This is a genomic window from Celeribacter sp. (assembly GCF_048266405.1).
Lineage (GTDB): Bacteria > Pseudomonadota > Alphaproteobacteria > Rhodobacterales > Rhodobacteraceae > Celeribacter.
The window spans coordinates 1-24,883 of record NZ_JBLWZO010000009.1 but is presented as its reverse complement, the minus strand read 5'-3'; the positions used below and the strand labels follow the sequence as shown (position 1 = coordinate 24,883).

18 protein-coding genes are annotated in these 24,883 nt (G+C 59.0%); 8 read left to right on the top strand and 10 right to left on the bottom strand.

Features of this window, described 5'->3' with window-relative positions:
* Nucleotides 1-7: 7 nt before the first annotated feature.
* Genes ACN0TS_RS14475 through ACN0TS_RS14450 form a run of 6 tightly spaced genes read right to left on the bottom strand, consistent with a single transcriptional unit; the run spans nucleotide 8 to nucleotide 8,126 of the window.
* Entirely contained in the window at nucleotides 8-934 is a 927-nt protein-coding gene (locus ACN0TS_RS14475) for an ABC transporter permease (RefSeq protein ID WP_417260078.1), read from the bottom strand.
* Nucleotides 931-2,022, bottom strand: coding sequence for an ABC transporter permease (locus tag ACN0TS_RS14470; RefSeq protein ID WP_417260077.1), 1,092 nt, complete (start codon nucleotides 2,020-2,022; stop codon nucleotides 931-933). The genes ACN0TS_RS14475 and ACN0TS_RS14470 overlap by 4 nt, the downstream gene beginning before the upstream one ends.
* Entirely contained in the window at nucleotides 2,019-3,533 is a 1,515-nt protein-coding gene (locus ACN0TS_RS14465; protein WP_417260076.1) for an ABC transporter ATP-binding protein, read from the bottom strand. The genes ACN0TS_RS14470 and ACN0TS_RS14465 overlap by 4 nt, the downstream gene beginning before the upstream one ends.
* Nucleotides 3,530-4,468: a xanthine dehydrogenase accessory protein XdhC gene (gene xdhC, locus ACN0TS_RS14460; RefSeq protein ID WP_417260075.1), complete on the bottom strand. Its 939-nt coding sequence runs from the start codon at nucleotides 4,466-4,468 to the stop codon at nucleotides 3,530-3,532. Before xdhC ends, ACN0TS_RS14465 begins: the two co-directional genes overlap by 4 nt.
* Nucleotides 4,465-6,771, bottom strand: a complete 2,307-nt coding sequence (gene xdhB / locus ACN0TS_RS14455) for a xanthine dehydrogenase molybdopterin binding subunit (protein ID WP_417260074.1) — start codon at nucleotides 6,769-6,771, stop codon at nucleotides 4,465-4,467. The genes xdhC and xdhB overlap by 4 nt, the downstream gene beginning before the upstream one ends.
* On the bottom strand, nucleotides 6,768-8,126 hold the full coding sequence (locus ACN0TS_RS14450; protein WP_417260073.1) for a xanthine dehydrogenase small subunit: 1,359 nt from the start codon (nucleotides 8,124-8,126) through the stop codon (nucleotides 6,768-6,770). Before ACN0TS_RS14450 ends, xdhB begins: the two co-directional genes overlap by 4 nt.
* Nucleotides 8,127-8,393: 267 nt before the next feature.
* Here ACN0TS_RS14450 and dnaE point away from each other — a divergent pair, with 267 nt between their 5' ends.
* Together dnaE and ACN0TS_RS14440 are read left to right on the top strand one after the other, a co-directional pair.
* A complete protein-coding gene (dnaE, locus tag ACN0TS_RS14445; protein ID WP_417260072.1) occupies nucleotides 8,394-11,915 on the top strand; it encodes a DNA polymerase III subunit alpha in 3,522 nt (1,173 codons plus the stop codon).
* Nucleotides 11,915-12,991, top strand: coding sequence for a hypothetical protein (locus tag ACN0TS_RS14440; protein WP_417260071.1), 1,077 nt, complete (start codon nucleotides 11,915-11,917; stop codon nucleotides 12,989-12,991). Before dnaE ends, ACN0TS_RS14440 begins: the two co-directional genes overlap by 1 nt.
* A 28-nt stretch (nucleotides 12,992-13,019) precedes the next feature.
* Here the strand turns inward: ACN0TS_RS14440 and ACN0TS_RS14435 are convergent, their stop codons facing one another.
* Nucleotides 13,020-13,232 carry a SlyX family protein gene (locus ACN0TS_RS14435; protein WP_417260070.1) on the bottom strand — a complete coding sequence of 71 codons (213 nt, stop codon included), beginning with the start codon at nucleotides 13,230-13,232 and terminating at the stop codon, nucleotides 13,020-13,022.
* Nucleotides 13,233-13,330: 98 nt separating this feature from the next.
* Here ACN0TS_RS14435 and hisS point away from each other — a divergent pair, with 98 nt between their 5' ends.
* From hisS to hisG, 3 genes are read left to right on the top strand one after another with little or no spacing between them, the layout of a single operon-like run.
* Nucleotides 13,331-14,815 (top strand): histidine--tRNA ligase, encoded by a 1,485-nt coding sequence (gene hisS, locus ACN0TS_RS14430; protein WP_417260069.1) that lies wholly within the window; start codon nucleotides 13,331-13,333, stop codon nucleotides 14,813-14,815.
* Nucleotides 14,815-15,912, top strand: coding sequence for an ATP phosphoribosyltransferase regulatory subunit (locus tag ACN0TS_RS14425; RefSeq protein WP_417260068.1), 1,098 nt, complete (start codon nucleotides 14,815-14,817; stop codon nucleotides 15,910-15,912). The genes hisS and ACN0TS_RS14425 overlap by 1 nt, the downstream gene beginning before the upstream one ends.
* Nucleotides 15,912-16,610 (top strand): ATP phosphoribosyltransferase, encoded by a 699-nt coding sequence (gene hisG, locus ACN0TS_RS14420; RefSeq protein ID WP_417260067.1) that lies wholly within the window; start codon nucleotides 15,912-15,914, stop codon nucleotides 16,608-16,610. Before ACN0TS_RS14425 ends, hisG begins: the two co-directional genes overlap by 1 nt.
* 43 nt (nucleotides 16,611-16,653) lie before the next feature.
* On the opposite strand, the gene ACN0TS_RS14415 is transcribed toward hisG, so the two are convergent.
* Nucleotides 16,654-17,073: a DUF1489 family protein gene (locus ACN0TS_RS14415; protein WP_417260066.1), complete on the bottom strand. Its 420-nt coding sequence runs from the start codon at nucleotides 17,071-17,073 to the stop codon at nucleotides 16,654-16,656.
* Between the two features lie 127 nt (nucleotides 17,074-17,200).
* On the opposite strand from ACN0TS_RS14415, the gene ACN0TS_RS14410 reads away from it, so the two are divergent.
* Complete coding sequence (locus ACN0TS_RS14410; RefSeq protein ID WP_417260065.1) at nucleotides 17,201-19,468, top strand: adenosylcobalamin-dependent ribonucleoside-diphosphate reductase; 2,268 nt, start codon at nucleotides 17,201-17,203, stop codon at nucleotides 19,466-19,468.
* Nucleotides 19,469-19,623: 155 nt separating this feature from the next.
* Here ACN0TS_RS14410 and ACN0TS_RS14405 read toward each other — a convergent pair whose 3' ends face one another.
* Complete coding sequence (locus ACN0TS_RS14405; RefSeq protein ID WP_417260064.1) at nucleotides 19,624-21,450, bottom strand: TniQ family protein; 1,827 nt, start codon at nucleotides 21,448-21,450, stop codon at nucleotides 19,624-19,626.
* Between the two features lie 594 nt (nucleotides 21,451-22,044).
* Here ACN0TS_RS14405 and ACN0TS_RS14400 point away from each other — a divergent pair.
* Entirely contained in the window at nucleotides 22,045-22,488 is a 444-nt protein-coding gene (locus tag ACN0TS_RS14400; RefSeq protein ID WP_417249540.1) for a DUF6634 family protein, read from the top strand.
* A gap of 777 nt (nucleotides 22,489-23,265) precedes the next feature.
* On the opposite strand, the gene ACN0TS_RS14395 is transcribed toward ACN0TS_RS14400, so the two are convergent.
* Entirely contained in the window at nucleotides 23,266-24,231 is a 966-nt protein-coding gene (locus ACN0TS_RS14395) for a Hint domain-containing protein (protein WP_417260063.1), read from the bottom strand.
* Between the two features lie 474 nt (nucleotides 24,232-24,705).
* Between ACN0TS_RS14395 and ACN0TS_RS14390 the strand changes: the two genes are divergently transcribed.
* Nucleotides 24,706-24,883 (top strand): NAD-binding protein (locus ACN0TS_RS14390; RefSeq protein ID WP_417260169.1); only part of this gene is annotated, 178 nt, incomplete at its 3' end.

The following is a 24,883-nucleotide window of genomic DNA, read 5'->3' as shown; positions in this document are numbered from 1 at the left end:
TTTGGCCCTAATGGGCTTCAAAAATCCGGCCCAACATCGCGGGACCATTCATGGCGCCTTTGGTGCGAGCGGAAATGATGACAAGAACCACGATTGTGGCCAAGAATGGCGACATGGACAAAAGCTCCACCGGAACCTTTGCGCCCGCCGCCTGTAGATTGAGTTGCAGCACGGTGATGCCGCCAAAGAGGTATGCGCCGATGAGGACGCGCGGGGCGCGCCAACTTGCGAATACGACAATCGCAAGCGCGATCCAACCAATACCTGCGGTAATCCCGTCGGTCCACTGTGGGACGCGCACGAGGCTGATATACGCGCCGCCGAGACCCGCCATCGCGCCACCAAAGCCGATGGCCAAGACGCGGACAAGGCGGACCTTGTAGCCGAGCGCATGTGCGGCGGTGTGGTTTTCTCCGACCGCGCGCAAGATCAAGCCTGCGCGGGTGTATTTGAGGACAGCCCAGACCAATACAACCGCCAAGAGGCTCAGGTAGACCATTGCGTCATGCTGAAAAAGCACCTGACCGAAAAACGGGATGTGTTCGAGCAGGGGAATGTGCAGATCGGAGACTGAAGGCGGCTTGATGCCCACGTAGTTTTGACCCAAGAGAGACGCCAAGCCGATCCCGCCGAGCGTTAAGGCCAAGCCGCTTGGAACCTGACTTGCGAGGAAGACTTGCGTCAGGAGGGCAAACAGCATCGACAGGAGCGCGCCCCCGAGGGCGGCGGCGATGAAGCCGAGTGTGGGGCTGCCTGTTTCGACGGCGACGATGAAGCCACAGACTGCGCCTGTGATCATCATGCCCTCGACGCCGAGGTTCAACACGCCGGAGCGCTCGACCACGGTTTCGCCCAGAGCGGCCAGAAGGATCGGCGTGGAGGCGACCATCAAGGAGGCCAGCAAGACGGCGATATCAATGGATCCAAACATCATTGTGCGCGCTCCTTTTTAGAGGTCCAGACGACGCGGTAATTGACCAAGATGTCCATCGCCAGAAGCGTCATCAGCAACATGCCTTGGAACACCTGAATTGACGCAGAGGGCAGGCCGAGCATGAATTGCGCCAGTTCGCCACCGATAAAGGTGAGTGCCAAAAGCAGCCCTGCGAGCAGGATTCCGACGGGATGGAGGCGGCCCAGAAAGGCGACGATGATGGCGGTAAACCCGTAGCCCGAATTGAAGTCGATGGAGATTTGACCCGCGGGGCCTGTGACTTCGAAAATGCCCGCGAGACCTGCGAGGGCACCTGCTGTGCCGAGACAGAACAGGACGAGGCGTTTGGCGTTGACGCCTGCGAACCCTGCGGCGCGGGGGCTTTCGCCCGAGAGACGGATTTGAAAGCCGAGCATGTGTTTGTTGATCAGTACATAGGCGGCGACCACGGCGGCGAAAGCGGCAATGACGCCCCAGTGTGCGCCTGTGCCCGCGATCAGTTCCGGATTGGACATGGAGTCGATGCGGCTGAGGTTGCGCGATCCGGGAAAGCCGTTGCCATCGGGGTCACGCAGCCATCCCAGAGCGGCGGAGGCGAGCAGTTGTTCGGCCACGTAGACGAGCATCAGAGAGACGAGAATTTCGTTGGTGTTGAACCGCGTTTTCAGAATGGCGGGGATCATGGCCCAGAGCGTCCCGCCTATGGCTCCTGCGATGACCATGAGCGGGAAGATGAACCATGCGTCCATCGGGTAGAGCGCGAGGCCTACGGAGGCTCCTGCGAGCGCGCCCATGATGTATTGGCCTTCCGCACCGATGTTCCAGATGCCCGCTTTGAAGCCGAGGCTCAAACCAATGGCGATCAGGATAAGCGGGGCGGCTTTGACCAGGAGTTGCGGACGCGAATAGGACGCGAATTGTTCATGGAACAGCGGGTCCCAGAAAATCGTGCGAATGGCTTCCAACGGGTCTTTGCCCATCAGCGCGAACAATATCCCGCCAAGCACCATCGTGATCAGCACCGCCAAGAGCGGTGTTACAATGGTCCATAGTTTCGACGGCTGTGGCCGTTTAACGAACGCGATCATATCTCGGCCACCTCCATGTCGTGTGCCCCGCCCATCATCAGGCCGATTTCCTCAACCGTGAGGCCTTTTGCCACCCGTGGCGGGCTGAGACGTCCCTCGTTTAGAGCGGCGAAGTGGTCGGAAATTTCCATAAGTTCATCAAGGTCTTGGCTGATGCACACCACCGCAGCGCCCTTGGCTGCGAGATCCAGAAGGGACTGCCGGATTTGTGCGGCGGCGGAGGCATCAACGCCCCATGTGGGCTGGTTGACGACAAAGACCTTCGGGTCTTGAAGTACTTCGCGACCGATGACGAATTTCTGCAAATTCCCGCCTGACAAGGACCGCGCCGCTGAGGCCGCGCTAGGCGTGCGCACGTCAAAGGCTTTGATAACCTCTTGGGCGAAGCCTTCGGTCTTTTTCCAGTTGATGAAGCTGTTTTGCGACAGGTTCTTGCGCGAATTCGCGGTTAAAAGCGCGTTTTCGGTCAGGCTCATGTTGGGGGCCGCTGCGTGGCCGAGGCGTTCCTCGGGCGCGGCCAGAAGGCCAAGGGTGCGGCGTGTATTCGCCCCTGTGTCGCTGATGTCCTGCCCGTCGAAAATCACACTGCCTGTGGCTGTTCTGGCCTCGCCCGAAAGGACGGAGAGCAGTTCATCCTGCCCGTTGCCCGCAACACCGCCGATGCCGAGAACCTCGCCTGCACGCACTTCCATCGTCACGTTTTTGAGGCGTGTGCCAAAGGGGTTGGCGGGAGCGAAATCGAGGCCGCGCACTTCGAGAAGGATCTCGCCCGCCTCGCCGCCTTCGCGGGTTGGGGTGTGCAGGGTTGCGCCGACCATCAGTTCGGCCATTTCGCGGGCCGTGGTGGCCTTTGGGTCGCATTCGCCGACGACCTTGCCGAGGCGCAAAATCGTGGCCTCATCGCACAGGGCGCGAATTTCTTCGAGCTTGTGCGAGATATAGAGGATCGAGGTGCCCTCGGACTGCAACTTGCGCAGGGTCGTGAACAAAATCTCGACCTCTTGCGGTGTCAGAACCGAGGTGGGTTCATCCATGATCAGCAATTTGGGGTCTTGCAGCAGGCACCGGATAATCTCGACGCGTTGACGTTCCCCCGCCGACAGATCGCCCACGATCCGGTCGGGGTCGAGCGGCAGGCCGTAGGTTTCCGAAACCTCGCGGATCGAGCGGGCCAGCTCGCTCATCTTGGGCGGGTTTTCCATGCCCAAGGCAACGTTTTCGGCCACGTTCAGCGCCTCGAACAGCGAGAAGTGTTGAAAGACCATCGCCACGCCAGAGGCGCGGGCGTCTTTGGGATTGGTGGGGGTAAAGGGGGCGCCGCGCATGTGCATCGTCCCGCTATCGGGTTTGACCAACCCGTAAATCATTTTGACGAGCGTGGACTTGCCCGCTCCGTTTTCACCAAGCAAAGCGTGGACTTCGCCCGTGCCAATGGTGAAGGACACGGAGTCGTTGGCCACGACGCCTGGATAGGCTTTGGTCAGCCCGTTGATCTTGAGAAGCTCATTCACCCCGTGCGTACCTCACTCGTGTTGTGCGCGATAGAATCCCGTTGTCCCGCCAAAGATAGTAGGCGGGCCGCGACCCCAATCGCAATGGCCTGAGGATGTTTTCCAAGCTCAGGTTGCCCAATTGGGCAGCAAATGCGTGTAATTTCGGCGTTTGAGTGCCCTAAGCTGCGCAGTTTGCTGCGAAAACGGGCCCATTTTGTTTTGGACCCGATCAGGCCGAGGGCGGCAAAATCATAGTCCAAAAGGCGGTGGCACAGCTCCAGATCGAGCGCGTGCGAATAGGTGAGGATCAAATGCTCGGCGGTCTGTGGCGCGTGGCGCACGACGTCGGCGGGATTTGTGGCCACGAGGGGCGAGACGCCGTCGGGAATGTCCTCGGGGAAACGGTCGGCATGGGTGTCGACCCATGTGATGTCGAAGGTGGGCAGAGGGGCCAGAGTGGCGACAATCGCGCGCCCAACGTGGCCTGCGCCCCAAACCCAAAGGGGACGCGCGGCGGGGCGCACGGGCTCAACCATCCACCCGTCGATCAGGCGCGGTTCAAGCGTTCCTGTGGCGCGGGCCTCGGCAAGGGCGCGGGTGACGCCAAAGGGCATGTCGCCTTCGCCCCGTGCGAAAACATCCTCCGCAATGTGGTCGGTGCTGTCGAACACTTCGGTGAGCAATGTCACCGCCCCGCCGCAGCATTGGCCCATCGCGGGGCCAAGCGGGATGCGGGACAGGCGCGGGGCCGTGAAGGCGGATTTTACGGCCTCATATTCCAAGGCGCCGCCGCCAATGGTGCCCGATTGCGCGGGGCCGTTTTCGTCGCGCCATACCAACATGGAGGCACCGACCTCGCGTGGAACAGAGCCATGCGTTTCGGCAACGACGATGCGTGCAACTGGCCCGTGTGCTGCGATAGCGCGGGCGAGGGCGTCCCGATCAAAGCTCACGCGCTTTTCTTCCCTATCGCGCGGGCGATGGCGGCGAGCAATTCCTCGGGGGTGGCAGGGGCGTTGAGGGCGGGATAGTTCGGCCCGCAACTTGCTACGGCGTCCGACAGTGCGAGGAAGGTGGAGATGCCAAGCATAAATGGCGGCTCGCCTACGGCCTTCGAGCGGAAGATGGTGTCCTCGCGGTTGGGCGCGTCCCAAAGTGCGACGTTGAAAATGTCGGGCGCGTCCGAGGCGGTGGGGATTTTGTAGGTTGAGGGTGCGTGCGTGCGCAGGTGGCCCTTATCGTCCCAGACAAGCTCCTCGGTGGTCAGCCATCCCGCCCCTTGGATAAATCCGCCTTCGACCTGACCGATGTCGAGCGCAGGGTTCAAGGACGCGCCTGCGTCGTGCAGGATGTCCGTGCGCAGCATCCGGTTTTCACCCGTCAGCGTGTCGAGGACCACTTCGGTCAGGGCGATCCCGTGGGCGAAATACAGGAAGGGACGGCCGTGACCCTTGATCCGGTCCCATTCGATTTTGGGCGTTTTGTAAAATCCCGTGGCCGAGAGGCTGATGCGGTTTTGATAGGCCAGAGAGGCGACCTCCTCGAAGGTCATCTCTTGCGTCCCGAAGGTCACTTTGCCGTCCTGCCATGTGAATGAACTCGCACCAAAGTGCTCGCTCAGGAAGGTTTCCAAACGGGTGCGCAGCGTGTCGCAGGCAGCTTTGACGGCCATGCCGTTGAGGTCCGAGCCGCTTGAGGCGGCGGTGGCCGATGTATTGGGCACTTTGGCTGTGTCGGTGGCGGTGATTTTGACACGCGAGGCGTCAACACCAAACGAGGAGGCGGCGACTTGGGCGACCTTCTGGAACAGGCCTTGTCCCATTTCGGTGCCGCCGTGGTTCATGCGTATGGAGCCGTCTTGGTAGATATGCACCAAGGCGCCCGCTTGGTTGAGGTGGGTCAGCGTAAAGGAGATGCCGAATTTGACAGGGCTGATCCCGAGGCCTTTTTTCAGGGTCGGGTTGGCTGCGTTCCATGCGTCCACCGCGGCGCGGCGGGCTTTGTAGTTGGTGCTGTCCAACAGTTTCGCCGTCATCGCGCCAAGGATGAAATCCTCGACCTCTTGGCCGTAGGGCGTGGTTTGGATCGCTGGGGTGGCGACGTCTGGCGTGCCCATGTCGGCGTAGTAGTTGCGGCGACGGATATCGGCGGGGTCGGCGTTAAGCTCGTGCGCGATGTGGTCGATCACCCGTTCGATGCCGATCACGCCCTGAGGACCGCCAAATCCGCGATAGGCGGTGGCGCTTTGGGTGTTGGTGCGCAAACGGTGGCTTTCAATGCGCACGTTGCGCAGGTGATAGGCGTTGTCGGCGTGCAGCATGGCGCGGTCGGCCACGGGCAGGCTGAGATCCTGCGCCCAGCCGCAGCGGGACATTTGCACAAACTCGATCCCCGTGATCGTGCCGTCATCGTCAAAGCCGCAGGTGTAATCAATGCGGAACTCGTGACGCTTGCCCGTGATGGTCATGTCGTCATCGCGGTCGTAGCGCATTTTGCACGGACGCCCCAGACGGGCGGCGGCGACAGCACAGGCGATGGCGAGGGCGTTGCCTTGGCTTTCCTTGCCGCCAAATCCGCCACCCATGCGGCGTGTCTCTACCCGCACGGCGCTCATGGGCAGGTGCAGGGCGTGGGCCACTTTGTGTTGGATTTCGGTGGGGTGCTGCGTCGAGGAATGTACCACCATATCGCCGTTGTCGTCAGGGACCACGAGGGCGGCTTGGCTCTCCAGATAGAAGTGTTCCTGTCCGCCAACCTCTAACGAGCCCTCAATGCGATGGGGGGCGTCGGCGATGGCGGAGGCCGCGTCGCCTTTGCTGTAGATGCGCGGGCCCTCTTCAAAGCGGGTATCGGCGGCCAATGCGTCCTCATAGGACAGGATCGCAGGTTTAGCCGCATAGGTGATGTCGGCAAGGCGCGCGGCCTTGCGGGCGATCAGATGCGATGTGGCCACGACCATGAAAACGGGTTGGCCGACGTAGTGAACGGTGCCTGTGGCCAGAAGCGGCTCGTCCTCTGCCGAGGGCGAACAGTCGGGCATTTCGTTGAAATCATCGGCGGACAGAACGGCGACGACACCCTCAAGGGCGCGGACCTTGTCGAGGTTGATCTCGGTGATGTCGGCGTGTGCCTCGGTCGAGAGGCCAAAGGCCAGATGCAGCGCGTTCGCGGGTGTGGGAATGTCATCGACATAACGCGCAGCACCCGTGACGTGGAGACGGGCGGCATCATGCGGGAGGGGTTTACCGACACTCATGGCTGCACCTCCAGAACGGATGTGGGCGCGTCGCCTGTTGTGCGCTCCAAAAGATAGCGCACCAACATGTTTTGCGCGGTTGTCAGACGGTAGTCGGCGGAGGCGCGCATGTCGGAGAGCGGTTGATAATCCTGCGCGAAGGCGGGCAGGGCCGCGTCGATCGTGGCGCGGGTAAAGGGCTGTCCGATGAGAGCGGCCTCAACCGCACTGGCGCGTTTCGGGGTCGCGGCCATACCGCCAAAGGCGATGCGGGCGGCGGTGATGGTGTCGCCTTCAACCGTGAGATTGAACGCGCCGCAGACGGCGGAAATGTCTTGGTCGAACCGCTTGGACAATTTGTAAACGCGCAGATCGGTAAGGCTCGCTTTGGGCACGGTGATGCTCTCGACAAATTCGGACGGTTGGCGGTCCTGTTTGCCGTAAGCGATGAAGAAATCCTCAAGCGCGATGGTGCGACGGGTGTCGCCACGGCGCAGGGTGAGCGTTGCATTGGCCGCGATGAGGGGCGGCGGGCTGTCCCCGATGGGGGAGCCGTTGGCGATGTTGCCGCCAAGGGTTGCCGCCGAGCGGACTTGGACCGAAGCGAAGCGGCGGAACATCTCCGCAAGGGAGGGGCTTTGCGCACCGAAGGCGGGGGCGAGATCTGCGATGGGGGTCATCGCGCCGATGGTGAAATCGGTGTCTGTCTCGGTAATGCCTACGAGGTCTTTGACCCCGCCGAGGAAAATGACCTCCTCAAGCGCCATGAGGCGTTTTGTGACCCAAAGGCCGACATCCGTTGCGCCTGCGATGAGCGTGGCGTCGGGACGCAGAGCATAGAGCGCGGCCAGTTCGTCGGCGGATTCGGGGCGCTCGATGAGGGCCGGAATGTCGAGCGGCGCGAACTCGGGACGAGGGGCGGGCTGTGCGGCGGCTTTCGCGGCGGCGCGCAGTATTGGTGCATAGCCTGTGCAGCGGCACAGGTTGCCGGCCAAGATGTCTTCGTGGTTTGTCTCGCCCTTGGCGTGGGCGGTGGCCAGTGACATGACAATGCCCGGCGTGCAAAAGCCACACTGGCTGCCGTGTTCCTGAATCATGGCCTCTTGGACGGGGTGAAGCGTGTCGCCCTGTGCCAATCCTTCGACCGTGGTGACGGATTTGCCGTGAAGTTGCGGCATGAAGAGGATGCAGGCGTTGAGCGCATGGGTGCCGCGTTCATCTTGCACCATGACGGTGCAGGCGCCGCAATCGCCCTCGTTGCAGCCTTCTTTGGTTCCTGTCAGTCCGCGTGTTTCACGTAGGTGATCAAGCAGAGTGTTCGTGTGGGTTGTGTCGGTTCGGACAACCTCACCATTGAGGCGGAATGTAATTTCCATCGGTCGGACCTGCCGCTGTCTTTTATAGGGAGTCGCGCCCGATGCGGCGGAAAGCGCGGTCCATTTCAGTCAGGAAACCACTCAAAGGGCCGAGTTGGCAAGTGTTAGTGTGACAAAAAGTCCCATTTTTTGCCCAACAGGTCAAATTTTGGGCGCTTTGTGGGCAGCGCACCGCGGGGCAGGGCGGTGGCGGCGGGATGCCAATGTGATCGGTTCGGGCGCTTTTTGGGTTGGCCCGCCCCGTGTGCTTGGGATAGCGTGCGCCCAATGAGTAGCCCCAGTTTCATCCACCTTCGGGTCCACACCGAATATTCCCTCCTTGAAGGCGCCATGCGTCTCAAGAAATTGAGCGGGATGGTTGCGGATGCGGGGATGCCTGCGGTGGCTGTGACCGACACCAACAATCTCTTTTGCGCCTTGGAGTTTTCCGAATACGCCAGCGGGGCGGGGGTGCAGCCCATCATCGGGTGCCAGATTGATGTGGCCTATGATGTTGCGGCGACGGGTGAGCGGCCACGCGGGCCTGCGCCTGTGGTTCTGCTCGCGCAGACCGAGCGCGGCTATGAGCATCTGATGAAGCTCAATTCGTGTCTCTACGTCGATAAGCACGACGGCATTCCGCAGGTCACGATTGAGGAATTGGAGCGGTATAGTGAGGGATTGATTTGTCTCTCGGGCGGATCAAACGGTCCCGTGGGCAAGCTGATCCAAGCGCAACAGATGCCCAAAGCACGGGCGTTGTTGGAGCGGCTCAAGGCGATCTACCCCAACCGTCTCTATGTCGAGTTGCAACGTCACCGTGGCGAAGACGGTCTGACGACAGAGGCCGAGCGCCTCACCGAGCGTCCCTTTGTGGAATGGGCCTATGATCTGGGTCTGCCGCTAGTGGCGACCAATGATGTCTATTTCCCTGATGCGGATATGTATGAGGCGCATGACGCGCTGATCTGTATCGCCGAAGGGGCCTATGTCGATCAATCCGAGCCGCGCCGCCGTTTGACGCCTGAGCACTATTTCAAGACGCCCGCCGAGATGGCCGCGCTTTTTGCCGATCTGCCCGAGGCGATTGAAAACACAGTGGAGATCGCCAAGCGGTGCGCGTTCAAGGCCTACAAGCGTGATCCAATCCTGCCGAAGTTTGCCGATGACGAGGTTGAGGAATTGCGCCGTCAGGCGTGGGAAGGTCTGGACAAACGTCTGGCCGTGATCGAACCCGCCGCGCCACGTGAAGAATACGAGGAACGGCTCAAGTTCGAGCTGGGCATCATCGAGCAGATGGGCTTCCCCGGTTACTTCCTGATCGTGGCCGACTTCATTAAGTGGTCGAAGGACAACAACATTCCCGTCGGTCCGGGTCGGGGGTCGGGGGCGGGCTCCCTTGTGGCCTATGTGTTGACCATCACCGATCTGGACCCGCTGCGCTATTCGCTGCTGTTCGAGCGGTTCCTGAACCCCGAACGTGTGTCCATGCCCGACTTCGATATCGACTTCTGCATGGATCGCCGCGAGGAAACGATCCGCTACGTGCAGGAGAAATATGGCCGCGACAAGGTGGGGCAAATCATCACCTTTGGTGCGCTTTTGTCCAAGGCCGCCGTGCGCGATATCGGGCGGGTGTTGCAGATGCCATACGGGCAGGTGGATCGGCTGTCGAAGTTGATCCCTGTCGAGGGCGTCAAACCCGTCTCGATCCATCAGGCGCTCCAAGACGAGCCGCGCCTGCGCGAAGAGGCCCGCAACGAGGAGGTCGTCGACCGCCTGTTGCAACACGGCCAAAAGGTCGAGGGGCTGCTCAGGAACGCCTCAACCCACGCGGCGGGTGTGGTGATCGGGGATCGCCCGATTGACGAGCTTGTGCCGCTCTACCAAGACCCCCGTTCCGATATGCCCGCGACCCAGTTCAACATGAAGTGGGTGGAGCCTGCGGGCCTTGTGAAATTCGACTTTCTGGGTCTGAAGACGCTGACGGTGATCCAGTCGGCGATGGACCTGATCTTCAAATCGGGCCGTCCGTTGCATATCGCCGCTGACGGGACGCAGCTTTACGAGCCGCCCGAAGGCGGGGAGAACCAGATCAACCTCATCCCGTTGGATGACGAGAAAACCTACAAGCTCTATTCGGACGCGAAAACGGTTGCGGTGTTTCAGGTGGAAAGCTCGGGCATGATGTCCGCGCTGCGCCAGATGAAGCCGACCTGTATCGAGGACATCGTGGCGCTCGTGGCGCTCTACCGTCCGGGTCCGATGGAAAACATCCCGACCTATTGCGACGTGAAGCACGGGCGCAAGGAATTGGAGTCGGTTCACCCGACGATTGACCACATTCTCGAAGAGACCCAAGGCATCATCGTTTACCAAGAGCAGGTGATGCAGATCGCGCAGGTCATGGCGGGCTATAGCCTTGGCGGCGCTGACCTGTTGCGTCGCGCGATGGGGAAAAAGATCAAAGAGGCGATGGACGCCGAACGTCCGAAATTTGAAGCCGGTGCGGCCAAGAATGGCGTGTCGGCGAAAAAGGCCTCCGAGGTCTTCGACCTGTTGGAGAAATTCGCCAACTACGGTTTCAACAAATCCCACGCGGCGGCCTATGCGGTGGTGTCCTACCAAACGGGGTGGCTCAAAGCGAACCACCCTGTCGAGTTCATGGCTGGCGTTATGAACTGCGATATCCACCTTACGGATAAACTGTCGGTCTATGCCGAAGAGGTGCGTCGCGGTCTTGATATCGAGATCATTCCGCCCTGTGTGAACAGGTCTTTGGCGACCTTCGATGTGGTGGACCAAAAACTGGTCTATGCGCTCGGTGCGCTCAAAAACGTGGGCGGTGAGGCGATGCAACTGATCGTCAATGCCCGCGAAGAGGGCGGCAAAGAGTTCGTGACGCTGTTCGATTTTGCCCGTCGCGTCGATCTGAAACGTGTGGGCAAACGCCCGCTTGAAATGCTCGCCCGCGCGGGTGCGTTTGATCTGTTGGATAGCAACCGCCGCCGCGTATTCGAGAGCCTTGATGCGCTTGTGCAATATTCCGCCGCGATCCATGAGCAAAAGGCCTCCAATCAGGTTTCGCTCTTTGGCGATGCGGGCGAGGATTTGCCCGAGCCGCGTCTGTCGCCTGTGAGCGACTGGGTTGCCTCCGAGCGCTTGATGGAAGAGCAAAAGGCCATCGGGTTCTTCCTGTCCGGCCATCCGCTCGACGACTATGCCGCCGCACTCAAGCGCAAGAAGGTCGGCACGCTTGCAAGCGCACAGGCCAAGGCCGAGGCCGAAGGCTCCGCCGTGATGAAAGTCGGCGTCATGGTCTCGGGCTTTCGCGAGATGAAATCGTCCAAGGGCAACCGCTATTTCCGTATGAACATCTCCGACAGCACAGGGCAGCTTGCAGGGATCGCGATGTTTGCCCGCAAGCCCGAAGACCTCGATGCGGCGCGGGCCGTGTTCGAGAGCACGGACAAAGTCGTGGTAACGCTCGAAGGGCGGTTCAACGACGGGCAGTTCGACCCGACTATCCGCGCCGTGGCGCCGATGGATACGGTGGTGGCCGATGCGGGGGCAGCAGGGCTCAAGGTGTTCTGCGACGATGCGTCGGCGATTATTAATGTGAGTGAATTGTTGACGCGCGTGACGCGTGAGGCCAAACAGCCGCCCAAAGGCGTGTTGTCGTTTTGCCTGATGGCTCCCGACCTTCCAGGTGAGGTCGATATAGAAATAGACCGCCCATTCGTGATTTCGCCCGAAGTAAAAGGCGCGATCAAATCTATGGATGGCGTTGTGATGGTGGAAGACGACTGATGCGCATTTTGGCAGGCTTACTGACGATGACGGTCTTGGGGGGATGCCAGATGGCCGTGCCCGCCTTTAATGCGGCACCGGCCTCAACCGATGATGCCGCAGTGGCCGCGATGGTGTCGGATGCCACGGGGTCTGAGGTCGTGGTTGATGGCGAGAGCGACACGTCACAAGCGCAAGAGCTCGCAGACGCTTTCGAGGAAGCAGCGACACCTGCGCCCGAGCCAAAGGGGCTGTTCGCGTTCTTGAAGCCCGCGCCGCAGCCTTCGCCGCTTGAGGGCACGGATATTGAAGTGATTGAGAGCGCCGAGGCGCAAGAGGCCGAGACTACTGCAACGCAAAAGGGCAACGGTGGCATCTTTGCTTTTCTCAAGCCGAAAACGCAGACGCCTGCTGCGCCTGTAGCGCCGCAGAGCGATGCGCCCTCTGAGTCTGCAAGCGATGTTGAGACTGCCGCCCTTGCGCCTGATGCTCTAGAGGCGGAGGACGCAGCCGAACCCGCTCCCGTTGAGGCAGCCGCAGCACCTGCGAAAAAGGGTCTGTTCGGCGGCTTGTTTGCGGGAGGCGGTGCCGCAGGCGGGCCCAAGACGCTATCTACCGTTCAGCCTGGTGAGGTTCTTCCCTTTGGGACGGTTGGCATTGCCTGTGAGGTGAAGCCCACAAAGCAGGCCAAACTCGTCGATCAGTTCCCCCGCGAAGGCCGCGCTGTTTGGAAGCTCTACGATACCGATCCGTCCTCAACCAGTGCGCGGACCCAGTTCATCACGGGGTTCAAGGATAATTGCCCGCGTCAGGTGACGGCCTCTTTGGTGATGTTCGGTTCTGCCGCATTGCATGAGGTTCACCGCTATTCCAAGGACCGTGAGCAAGAGGCATGGTCGCAGGCTGATAAGGCCTATGAAAAGATCAAAGCCAAATCGTGCAGTGTGCGAAAAGGTGTGGGTTGCCCTGCCGAGAAGTTGCCAAAACTGGAAAGCCACATGGCGTTTGTCTCGGTCTACAAGACCTTTGGCGGTGCGGGCAACTGGTTGGAATTGCTGCTCGCAGACGGGAAACTGGTCACTGAGGAAGTGCGCTGATCCGACCCGCGTTACGGGGCTGTACGTCCTACCAGTGGGGCGGGCGTTGATCGGCAAGGGCGATCGACCCTTCTCCATCCGATTGGCGTGAGGCTTCGGCCTCGATCAGCATCCCGAGGCGACGCTGTATGATGTCGAGGTCTTTTTCCTGACGCGCGATGATATCGGACAGGTCATCCACGGTTTTCGTCAGGTGCGAAATTTGCTCTTCCAAGGCTGTGATGCGGTCGTTGTCTGACATATCTTCACTCTCCATTCGTCTCTTTACGGCTCATCCGCTTGCCCCAAGCGCCCCCTTGGGCTATGCCGCGAGCGACAAAGCGTCAAGGAACCAACCCGATGGCCAAGCCCAAAAAAACTCCGCGCCCCAAGGCAATCGCGCCGAAAGGCTTCCGTGATTATTTCGGTACTGAAGTGACCGAACGCAAGGCTATGCTTGATCGCATTGCCGAAGTCTATCATCTTTACGGCTTTGAGGCCTTGGAAACGTCGGCTGTTGAAACCGTCGAGGCGCTTGGAAAATTCCTGCCCGATGTGGACCGCCCCAACGAGGGTGTCTTTGCATGGCAGGAAGATGATTCCGATTGGGTGGCCCTGCGTTATGACATGACCGCGCCGCTGGCGCGTGTGGCGGCGCAATACCGTCAGGATTTGCCATCGCCCTACCGCCGTTTTGCGATGGGGCCGGTGTGGCGTAATGAGAAACCTGGCCCGGGACGTTTCCGCCAGTTCTACCAATGCGATGCCGACACCGTGGGCGCGCCCTCTGTGGCTGCCGATGCGGAGATTTGCGCGATGCTGTCCGATACGCTTGAGGCCGTTGGCATCGAGCGCGGGGATTACATCATCCGCGTGAACAACCGCAAAGTTCTCGACGGGGTTCTGGAGGCCGCGGGCCTGCCCGACACCGAAGAGTTCGCCCATGTGCGCGGCATCGTTCTGCGCACCATCGACAAGCATGACAAATTCGGCGATGCGGGTGTGACTGCCTTGCTCGGTGAGGGCCGCAAAGACGAGAGCGGCGATTTCACCGATGGGGCAGGGCTTGCGCCTGCGCAGATCGATTTGATCCTTGGGTTCGTTAACGGACGCCAAGCCGATAACGCCGCCACACTCGCTCGTTTGGGCGAGTTGGTGGGTGATGTGCAAACCGGGGTCGAGGGTGTGAACGAGCTGCGCGAGATCGCTGATTTGCTCGCGGGGCAGGGCTACGGCCCCGATCGCATCGTTATCGACCCCGCCGTTGTGCGCGGGCTTGGCTACTACACTGGTCCTGTCTACGAGGCGGAGTTGACCTTTGAAGTCACCGACGAAAAAGGCCGCGTGCGCGAGTTCGGCTCGGTCGCGGGCGGCGGTCGCTATGATGATCTGGTCAAACGCTTCACCGGTCAGGCTGTGCCTGCGACGGGCATGTCGATTGGCGTTGACCGTCTCTTGGCCGCTTTGCGGGCGACGAAGCGCATCGGGTCCGAGGAAGCGGGGCCTGTGGTCGTGACCGTCATGGATAAGGCGCGTATGGGTGATTACATGCAGATGGTCACGGAACTGCGCCAAGCGGGCATCCGTGCCGAGGTCTATCTGGGCAATCCCAAGAATTTCGGCAATCAGCTCAAATACGCAGACAAACGCAACTCCCCCGTGGCCGTGATCCAAGGCGGCGACGAGTGTGAAAAGGGCGTGGTGCAGATCAAGGATTTGATCCTTGGGTCGAAACTGGCGGAGAATGCCTCCCTTGAGGAATGGAAAGACCGCCCGAACCAATTCGAAGTGCCGCGGGATCAGTTGGTCGCCAAGGTGCGTGAGATCATTGAGAGCTATGCCTGATGAGCAAAACAACCTCTGAAAAACACCTCGTGCGCGCCGAGGCCGAAGCGCTGTGCAACCGGTTTGTTGCGGGCGGTGCGGAGCGGTTCGAGACGGATATTTTGCTGCCTGCCGAGGTGTTGCTTGATCTCTACGGTGAGGACATTCGCGCACGGGCCTATGTGACCTCCGATCCCGAGCGCGGCGAAATGGTGCTGCGCCCCGATTTTACGGTGCCAGTCGTGCAATGCCATATGGCGGGCGACGGGCATCCTGCGAGCTATACCTATCTGGGCGAAGTGTTTCGTAAGCAAGACGATCACCCGCAGCGCAGCAGCGAATATATGCAGGTGGGCTATGAGGTCTTTGGGGCCACGGATGCCGCCGATGCGGATGCGGACGTGTTCGCGAATTTCTCCGCGCAGTTGAAGGATTACGATCTGCGGGCGGCAACGGGCGATATTGGCATTCTGGTGGATGCGGTGCGCGGGTTGAACACGACCGAAGGACGGCGCGGGGCTTTGTTGCGTCACATCTGGAGGCCACGTCGTTTCCGCGCCTTGCTGAACAGGTATTCCGCGGGCGGCACGGAGCAGCGTGAGGCCAATCTCGAACGTGTGCGGGCCAATATGAGCAAGGATACGGAACCCTTTACGGGGCTTCGGACCCAACACGAAATTGATATGCGTATCAAAGAGCTCGAAGAGGACGCCGCACAGCCACCGATCTCCGAGGGGGAAGTCGAACTGCTCGACGATATTTTGTCGCTCAAAGAGACCGTGCCGAATGTGTTGTCGCAATTGCGCGATATTGCCGTGGATATGCCCGCCATTTCGGGCGCGGTGACACGACTGGATCGGCGCAGCGAAGCGCTGTCCAAGCGCGGGGTCGATGTGGACCACCTCGATTTCGAGGCCTCCTACGGGCGCACCTCGATGGAATATTACGACGGATTCGTCTTCGGATTTTACGCCGAGGCGCGTCCCGATTTGCCGCCTGTGGCCACGGGCGGGCGCTATGATGCGCTGACGGCTGTGCTTGGCCAAGGGGCAGGGGTGCCCGCTGTGGGCGGCGTGATACGTCCCGATCTGATGCTTGCCCTGAAGGGAGCCGTGTAATGACGATCAAACTTGGCGTGCCCTCCAAGGGGCGGTTGATGGATAAGACGTTTGAATGGTTCGCGAACCACGGCATTACACTGCGCCAGACGGGCGCGGAGCGCGAATACTCCGGCGCGGTGGATGGCATTGACGGTGTCGAGTTGGTGCTGTTGTCGGCGTCTGAAATCCCGCGCGAACTGGCAGCGGGGCGCATTCACCTTGGCGTCACGGGGTCTGACCTAGTGCGTGACAAGTTGAACCAATGGGACGCAAAAGTGGTCGAAGTCGCCCCGATGGGCTTCGGTCATGCCGACCTGATCATCGCCGTGCCAAAGGCATGGGTTGATGTCGATACGCTGGATGATCTTGATGCGGCGGCTGCGGCCTTTCGGGCGCACCACGGGTTCCGCCTGCGGATCGCGACCAAATATCACCACCTCGTGCGCGAATTTCTCAAGGCGCATGGCGTCGCGGATTATCAGCTCGTCGATAGCCAAGGGGCCACCGAAGGCACCGTGAAAAACCTCACGGCCGAGGCTGTGGCGGATATTACCTCGACGGGGGAAACCTTGCGGGCGAACCACCTCAAGATTCTGAACTGCGAGCCCGTGCATAAATCGCAAGCGACGCTCTTCAAAAGCCGCACGGCGGATTGGTCCGACGCTGACCGCGCGGCGATGTCGGTGTTCAAAAACATGCTGCAAGTGGGCGATTGAGTGACGACTGCGGTGCTGCGCTAAGGTTTTCGCGCGGGCAATGTCAGAGCAGGCCGATGTCTGCGAGGGTTTGCGCCAGATCGGCGGGCAGTTCGGATTCGTTTTCGCGGCCTTTCGGCAGATCGGCGGGGGCGTCCTCGGGTTTGAGGTACCGCCACCCTTGGAACGGGCGCCGTTGCACGTTTGTTGTGCGGATCAATTCGGCATCGAGCATGATCGCGCAACGGCGCACTCCATCGGTGCCGTGATATTCTTCTAACGAAACAATGCGTTGTCGTGCCTGAATGACGCCTTTTATGACCCAATATAGCGAGCCGCCTGCGAGCAGAGCGTCCTCTTGTTTGGGCCACATACGGGTGACATGGGAGGTTGTGCGCCCGCCACGCAAGGCGATACGCGCAGCCAAATCCTCGACGCTATCGACGCCGACGCAAAGCTTCACAAGATTGACGTGATCTGCCACAATACTCTCCTCAGGTCGAGCGTGACAGAATATGGCAATTGACCCCGAGTTCAAGTTGCCTTTCCATTCCAAGCGCGCTAAATCCCGCTGCCCACTCCTCATGATGTCAAAAGATCGGACTTGCTCAATGACCCGTTTCGCCGCCCCTATCGCTGAACAAATCTGGGATATGAAATACCGTTTCAAAGAATCGAGTGGTGCGCCGCTTGATGTCACTGTTGAAGACAGTTGGCGACGTGTGGCGCGATCTCTGGCCTCGGTCGAGACGGACGCGGCGGCATGGGAAGACAAGTTCTATTCCGCGCTCGAAGATTTCAAATTCCTGCCTGCGGGCCGCATTCTGGCGGGGGCGGGGACCGAGCGTTCGGTGACGCTGTTCAACTGCTTCGTCATGGGCACGATCCCTGACAGCATGGGCGGTATTTTTGACATGCTCAAAGAAGCGGCCCTGACCATGCAGCAAGGCGGCGGCATCGGTTATGACTTCTCCACCATTCGCCCCAAAGGGTCGGATGTGATGGGGGTGGCGGCGGACGCCTCTGGCCCGCTGTCCTTTATGGATGTGTGGGATTCGATGTGCCGCACGATCATGTCGGCGGGCTCGCGTCGCGGCGCGATGATGGCGACGATGCGCTGCGATCACCCCGATATCGAGGATTTCATTTCCGCCAAACAGGACGCCGCACGCTTGCGGATGTTCAACCTCTCCGTTCTTGTCACTGATCCGTTTATGGAAGCGGTCAAGGCGGACGCCTCGTGGGATTTGGTCTTTGGCGGCAAGGTCTATCACACCGTGCAGGCTCGTGATCTATGGAACAAGATCATGAAGGGCACCTATGATTACGCCGAACCTGGTGTGATTTTCATCGACCGGATCAACAAGCTCAACAACCTCAATTACGTCGAACAGATCGCTGCGACCAACCCCTGCGGCGAGCAGCCCTTGCCGCCCTATGGGGCCTGTTTGCTCGGCTCCATCAACCTTGCGCGACTGGTTGAGGCTCCGTTTGAGGATGGTGCCCGCCTCGATATCGACAAGCTCACCGATCTGGTGGCGACAGCCGTGCGGATGATGGACAATGTGGTGGATGCTTCGCGCTTCCCATTGGAGCAACAACGCCAAGAGGCACAGGCCAAGCGCCGCATCGGTCTGGGCGTGACGGGGCTGGCTGACGCGCTTTTGATGGTCGGACAGCGTTATGGCTCCGAAGAGGCCGCCGCTACGACCGAGGCTTGGCTCAAAGCCATCGCACGCGCCTCCTATCTCGCCTCCAGCGATCTGGCCAAGGAGAAGGGGGCCTTCCCGCTGTTCGACGCGGACAAATACCTCGCCAGCGGCTCGCTCACCCATATGGACCAAGACGTCAAAGACGCGATTGCCACCAACGGCATTCGCAACGCTCTGTTGACCTCCATTGCGCCCACGGGGACGATCTCGCTCTATGCGGGCAACGTCTCCTCGGGCATCGAACCTGTGTTTGCCTACGCCTATACCCGCAAGGTGCTGCAAAAAGACGGCTCGCGCACGGAAGAGGAAGTGGTGGACTACGCCGTGAAACTCTACCGCGACAAATTCGGCGCGGACGTCGAGTTGCCCGACTATTTCGTCAACGCACAAACCCTCGCCCCGCTCGACCACGTGCGGATGCAGGCGGCGGCACAGAAATGGGTCGACAGCTCGATTTCCAAAACCATCAACTGTCCCGAAGACATCAGTTTTGAGGACTTCAAAGAGGTCTACATGGAGGCATGGGATTCGGGCTGCAAAGGCTGCACGACATACCGTCCGAACGATGTGACGGGTAGCGTGTTGTCGGTGAGCGAGTCCTCCGATGACGTGCCCGAGATCGAAGAGGGCGCAGATGTGGTCTATCTCTCCGAGCCGTTGGAGCGTCCACAGACCCTTGAGGGTGCAACCTATAAGGTCAAATGGCCTGACAGCGAGCACGCGATTTACATCACCATCAACGACACCGTGCATGGCGGTCATCGCCGTCCGTTCGAGATTTTCATCAACTCCAAGAACATGGAGCATTTCGCGTGGACCGTGGCGCTCACGCGGATGATCTCGGCGGTGTTCCGTCGCGGTGGGGATGTGTCCTTTGTTGTCGAAGAACTCAAAGCCGTGTTCGACCCGCGTGGCGGCGCATGGATGCAGGGCAAATATATCCCCTCCATTCTGGCAGCGATTGGCGGCGTGATCGAACGCCACCTGATCGAGACGGGCTTCATCGAGGGCGAGGGCATGGGCCTCAAAACCGACCCCCAAGCACAGGTGGCCGTCATGGGTGAAAAACCCCGTGGCAAGGCCTGCCCATCCTGCGGCCAATACGACCTACGCATGGTTGAGGGCTGCATGACCTGCGGGGCGTGCGGTCACTCGAAGTGTGGGTGATGTTGGGTGGTGGGTGTGTTTGTGAATTACCCCAACCGATTTCCGTGAATCACCGCAACAGATTTCCAGAATGGGCATTTGACTTGGCCCAATGTTAACGAAGAAGGGTGGCGCAATAGCGCCGCCCTTTCTTATTTTGATTTATTGTCAGTGGGTTATTGGAATGTGGCGTCGACGTGTTTGCGTTCGTAGACGCTGCCGTAGTCCTCACCGTCCGGAGAGAAGGCCTTGATGCCGGCTACACGCAAGGTTGCAGTCATGGATTGCCAGCTCTTGCCGTAGGCCTGTGCCATTGTTCGCGGTGTGTAGAAGCGTTTATGGAACGCATCAGCGTCATCAGGGGTGATGAAGAGCTGATCTTTCTTGAGCTTCGGGTGCATCATCCATGTTGCAGGCGTGTGCCCATTCAAGACCAGACGCCGCATACGAACAGGTTGCCCGATACCGACTGTTTTCGCGAACATCTCAATGCTCTGGTTAAATGAGGGCTCCGGAGACAATATCGAGCAGACTTCGTCGTGATAGACGTAGAGGGCGGCATAGCCGTCAAAGTCGGCGTGGTTTCCGATCCTGACGATACGCTTTTCCTGGATGGCGCCGATGATGACCTCTGGGCCAACCATCAGGCGCGCGGCCGACTTCGAGATGTGCTCCCAACCGTGCTGGGCCTGGCGGAGCGGAGATGCACCAAGGAAGACACTGTCGAGAAAGCGGACACCATCAGCCGGGTCCCAGATTGCCTTGGTCCCAGCCTCACGAACAGAGGGCAGGCGCGGCGTTAGCACGCCTCCTTCGACCAGTAGATCAAATTGCGAGCGGGTCGCGCCGATCCCTTCGGCGAAGTCCTTGGCTGTGACCAATGTGCTTGCAGCTTTTAGTATCGAGCCCGCGCGCTTTGCGTTGAAGACTGTCCACGCGTCTGGCAAGCCGTCTTCTGGAACGACACCTTCGGCAGCGAGGATTTTTCTCAGACGTCTTTGATCTATGCCCGTGGCCCGTGCCGCGGTTCGCACCGAGTGGAGACGCCTCTCGACAACGGGCTCGCCAAGTAATTCGTCTCCGACATTCAGGGGCCAGGTCTCGACCATGTGCGTCCGCAGGATATGCCGAAAGGCCTCGTAATCGGGGTCATCGATGTAATCGTAGGCAAGACGGTCATACATCTTCGGGAAGATCTTTCGAGGACCGTCATGCGGTCCGCCTGGCAATCCCTGCAAGTCGTTCAAAGCCTTTCTGATCTCTTCCTCACCATGACGCGCGACCATAAATCCCAGGTCATAGATAAACCACTTCTCTTCGTCAGGGACCGCAGATGGAGCAGAGGTAAAGTGCCGCAGCAACGACGTCCCGAGCATCAGGCAATAGTTGCAGGCGGCATGGAGACTAAACTGATCGAGCCAAGTGCCAGTATCGCGACCTTCAAGACGATCATCCAGCCATGTCTCAAAGCCCGTTGGCTCACGTGACTCACGGGTCAGCTTTCCCGCCATGATGTCAGGAGCCAAAGAGGCGAGGTGAGGCGCTGAATCAAAGCGGAGTAAGGGCTTGCTCTCTTTCCAGAGCGGCACAATGGGATGATGATGCTCAAGGCACAAGGTGACATGCGGCACCAACCAGTGTCCGCGCATCGCCATGCTTGTTTTAGGGTCTGCGTGATCTTCAAGGTCGCGCAGAAGGCACTCCGGGCATCCGCGCATTTCGGAGAGTTGCAATACTTTTGACGGGAATATGTGTCCACGGAACAGGCGTTGGCGCCCTGTCACTCCGTCAGATGATGGGGACCATTCAACAACGTCAGACGGAATGTGGCAGTTGAAATCCTTCAAAGCATCAACCGCCTTTGAAGACCCCGCGATCAGCGCTTGAAAAGACGCCTCCTTGTCGGATGCAAACGTGGCGGCATCGACATGGGACGCCGCCGCGGTTCTCGAGACGAACGACGCGATGGTTTCACGGCGCCTTGGGGGGATTGAGCTTGGCATGAAATTAAGATGTTTTCCGCTGCCAACGGTGGGTCGGTGGGTCGGCCAGTCTCATTCTTTTCCTTTTGCAGATGAAGTTCTCGCGGGGCGAGAGGACACAGCATTCGGCACTCTCTCTTGTTTAGGATTATCTTGTGCCGTTTCGGCGTAAAGCGCAACTCTGGCTCTGGCTGTCCGGATTTTGGTCGACCTCGCAGAGGTGATCCTCCTCAACGTGTGCATCCGAATCGAAACGAGAGGAGCGCCCACAAAAACCACTGCTTTTGCAATATTGGAGGCTGTGGAAGAGGGTGGCTTTGGGTGAATCCGAAAAAACTTTCCCAAAATGGGCTTGCGAAAAACGACTCGAAAGATCGGCATTTCCCACTCCTGTCTGGGAAAGCCTGTGTGCGAAAAATAAGCTCGGAAATTTCGGGCTGCCAAACAAGTGTTGACCTCCAGCTTCTGAACTCAAATGTTCCCTTTGCGTTCTGATTTTGTGTGGCGATGTCCAGCCCTTGCAGCACTGATCATCAGTCGCGGGCACTGAGGTGACTCTCTGCTCTTCCGCTTAGCCCTTAATCACACAATTCGACACATTGGAGTTTGCCTACCATGAACAATAGAGACGCCTGGGTTCAAAAAATACGTTCCGCCGCCAATGCTGCCGATGTTGGGCCCACGGACACCGACCTCGCCGCAGCGCCAGTTTTGAACTACTGGCGACCCTATATTTCTTTTCAAGGCGCGCCCATTCTGTGGGGGATTGCTTCGGGGCACCCGAAAATAAAGGAAGGCTGGGTTTCGACCTCCCAGCTCGTCGCGATTGACCCCGACAAGGGATGGGCGCGCACGGTGTCGCGTTGGTATGCTCTGGGCAATCCATTTTCAGATTATGAGGCAATCATAGCCAAAGACCTCAGAATAGAAAAAGCAACTCCTGGGTTTGTGCAGTTCGACGTGCCTGGGTATCGGCCATTTGATGATATGTCACTTCTTGGCGAGCTATTGGCGGCTTGGCGGGAACGTATGGAGTGTGACGGCGGGGGCAAGGACTGAAATGTCGGAGAAAGAAGGCTAGAGGTGTTGCGGTTTCAAAAATGCGTCCGCGGAAGTAGCCAGCCAACGGGTGGGTAAAAAGGCTTACCCCCCTTTGGTGCCGTTTGCATGAAATGGCCCGTTGCGGTCATTTGCAGCAGTGATTGAATACCGCGAACTTAGAGTCCGTAGCGGATCTTCCGTCCAGAAACGATCGAATCTAGCGTGCCCGCATTTTCATTGCAGACCCGCTGAAAGCGTCAAATATCCGGCGTCCAACTGCGTAGTCCAATGCTTCATGAGTTTCGAGCCAGATCAACCCGCTGGCCTCGCAGTGTTTCGAACCGCAGACCAAGGCGCTCTCTGGATGGCCAACCGGCTCAACAGCGCGTTGGTAAGTCCGTGTCCTACCTTTCGGGGGGTGGTCTTTGCACCGAATGATTGCCAATGCTGCCTCCATTGGTAAGTGGCTTGGGGATTTTGCATCTATGCAATCTGAACTCGTCGAAGATGTCGAGGCTCTTTATCGCGTGCTTGCGCAGCTGCCATCCCAACGATTGCGCTAGTGCGGTGTGCTGTGGGCTTGAGAAGTGATAGTGGAGCGGGGTGCTAACGGCCCAGACCGGCCATTCACAACAATGTCAGGCGCTGCGTTGCAGCTTCCCCAGACCAGACATTCGCGCATCCTGCAACATTTCGATGGGAGAATTACAACTCTGCATCTCGTGCCGCTAAACATAGGCAAGCTGTCGAACACGTTTTCGTGCATTGACGAAAACAGTTTGGTTCTGCGTTTAGCTACGCTGGGGCCAAAAGAGCTGCCTCATGACGCCGTGCCACCTTGCGCGCTATGAGCTCTCGGTCGACACGAGCTTTCAACTCCGGGAAAAGCTCGAATATTTCTGCAACCGAGGGGCTGGGTAAAGTCTTTAGGCTTTGGGTTCCAATGTAGAGGCTTTCTGACAGGGCACCATCGGTTTCAACAATCTCATGGTGGTCAAAGAGCATATGCACATAGCGGACGCGTCCTCCGACAACACGTCTAACTTTCCCCTCGGAGAGAAGATGACAGGCAGGCACCAAGACCTGATCGGCTCCACAGACCAATTCAGCCCGCCAACCCCGCACGAGTACGCGATGCTGCGGTGAAACCCTCAGGTAGTTATGGTTTCCAATTGTACCGGGGGCAAATTCGATTGGGGCCTGATGACCAGACGCATCCACCTCAACGCACCCAATCCATCGCACCGTTTGCAAGCCGTGGTCATAGGTCCATACCTCGTCACCAATTTTAATAGCCTCAACGGGTTTAGTTCCAAATCTGGTTGTGACTGCTGTGCCGGCGACAAAGCAAGGCACACCAGGAAACTGTACGATCGCGGTTTCATCCAGATCTGATACTTGGAGTTTGGTGTTCCCCTTTTGCAAATTGGGATAGTCTGGATCTCCGGGTTGACCAGACAGATCGATGGCAAAGGTCTGCCCAACTGTTAGTGGAGAACCCGAGGGCGACGACGTAATTCGAATGAAGGCCGCCGGTTGGCTCGCATTCCCCCGCACATCACCTGCGCCGAGATAGTCGTAGGAGTAGGTAAAGCCACCAATTGTGACACTGTCGTTGAACAGAACAGTGCTAAGGGAAACTGAGCCTGACGGTTCATTAAACACCGCGCCAGTCGTGGTGCCGGTGGTGATGTTGATATTTCCTCCAGATATGCTTGGATCCCCGTTCACATTCTGAAGAGTCAATGAGACCGTAGTCATCTGCCTGTGTGCCTCTTATGCTCGCTAACCCGTGTTTATTGTCGCCCATTCATATTATTAGTTATTAGTAAGGGCGCAAAAGTCGAACGTTTAAACCTGTTCAGAGCTACAGTCCGATTATGGCAGGATTTAGGCGGCGAGGTAATGTTGGGAATGGACTATATGGCAAAGACAATTGTTACACTGGAGGTTCTGCAGACTGGCAGGCAAGTGTCGTTTTTGCTACGAATGTTTGCTTATCGCCTATGGTGTTGGTCGATGTGAACGGCCCAAAACCGACCTTGTCCGAAGGCAATGATGCCGCGTTGCGGCTTCCCCAAAATAATCTGGATGCTGACCTAATATGTTGGAGGACAACGACTGCTTCGGGCTGGGACCGGTCATCTGGTTGGCCGTACTGAAGCCTGCAAGGTCAAGATTTTCGTGTCGCACCACCACAAGTCCGCTTGGAGCCCATGTTGACATCTTTTTGCTTTGCGGCAATGTTCCGCGGCAGTCAAATTGGATGGACACAACGCATTGAATATCAAAAAGCGAACATTTGGTGTCGTTGGTCTGGGCAACTTCGGAAGTTCTGTTGCAAAGGAACTGCAGCGGTTCGGCAACCACGTAATCGGCATCGACATCTCCGAGGCGCGTGTCGCCAACCTTG

Coding starts and splice junctions, on each gene's coding strand:
- ACN0TS_RS14435 (WP_417260070.1), bottom strand. CDS start 13,232: ATGTCAGACAACGACCGCATCACAGCCTTGGAAGAGCAAATTTCGCAC.
- ACN0TS_RS14425 (WP_417260068.1), top strand. CDS start 14,815: ATGAGCAAAACAACCTCTGAAAAACACCTCGTGCGCGCCGAGGCCGAA.
- dnaE (WP_417260072.1), top strand. CDS start 8,394: ATGAGTAGCCCCAGTTTCATCCACCTTCGGGTCCACACCGAATATTCC.
- ACN0TS_RS14395 (WP_417260063.1), bottom strand. CDS start 24,231: ATGACTACGGTCTCATTGACTCTTCAGAATGTGAACGGGGATCCAAGC.
- ACN0TS_RS14470 (WP_417260077.1), bottom strand. CDS start 2,022: ATGATCGCGTTCGTTAAACGGCCACAGCCGTCGAAACTATGGACCATT.
- ACN0TS_RS14440 (WP_417260071.1), top strand. CDS start 11,915: ATGCGCATTTTGGCAGGCTTACTGACGATGACGGTCTTGGGGGGATGC.
- ACN0TS_RS14400 (WP_417249540.1), top strand. CDS start 22,045: ATGAACAATAGAGACGCCTGGGTTCAAAAAATACGTTCCGCCGCCAAT.
- ACN0TS_RS14410 (WP_417260065.1), top strand. CDS start 17,201: ATGACCCGTTTCGCCGCCCCTATCGCTGAACAAATCTGGGATATGAAA.
- xdhB (WP_417260074.1), bottom strand. CDS start 6,771: ATGAGTGTCGGTAAACCCCTCCCGCATGATGCCGCCCGTCTCCACGTC.
- hisG (WP_417260067.1), top strand. CDS start 15,912: ATGACGATCAAACTTGGCGTGCCCTCCAAGGGGCGGTTGATGGATAAG.
- ACN0TS_RS14450 (WP_417260073.1), bottom strand. CDS start 8,126: ATGGAAATTACATTCCGCCTCAATGGTGAGGTTGTCCGAACCGACACA.
- ACN0TS_RS14405 (WP_417260064.1), bottom strand. CDS start 21,450: ATGCCAAGCTCAATCCCCCCAAGGCGCCGTGAAACCATCGCGTCGTTC.
- hisS (WP_417260069.1), top strand. CDS start 13,331: ATGGCCAAGCCCAAAAAAACTCCGCGCCCCAAGGCAATCGCGCCGAAA.
- ACN0TS_RS14475 (WP_417260078.1), bottom strand. CDS start 934: ATGATGTTTGGATCCATTGATATCGCCGTCTTGCTGGCCTCCTTGATG.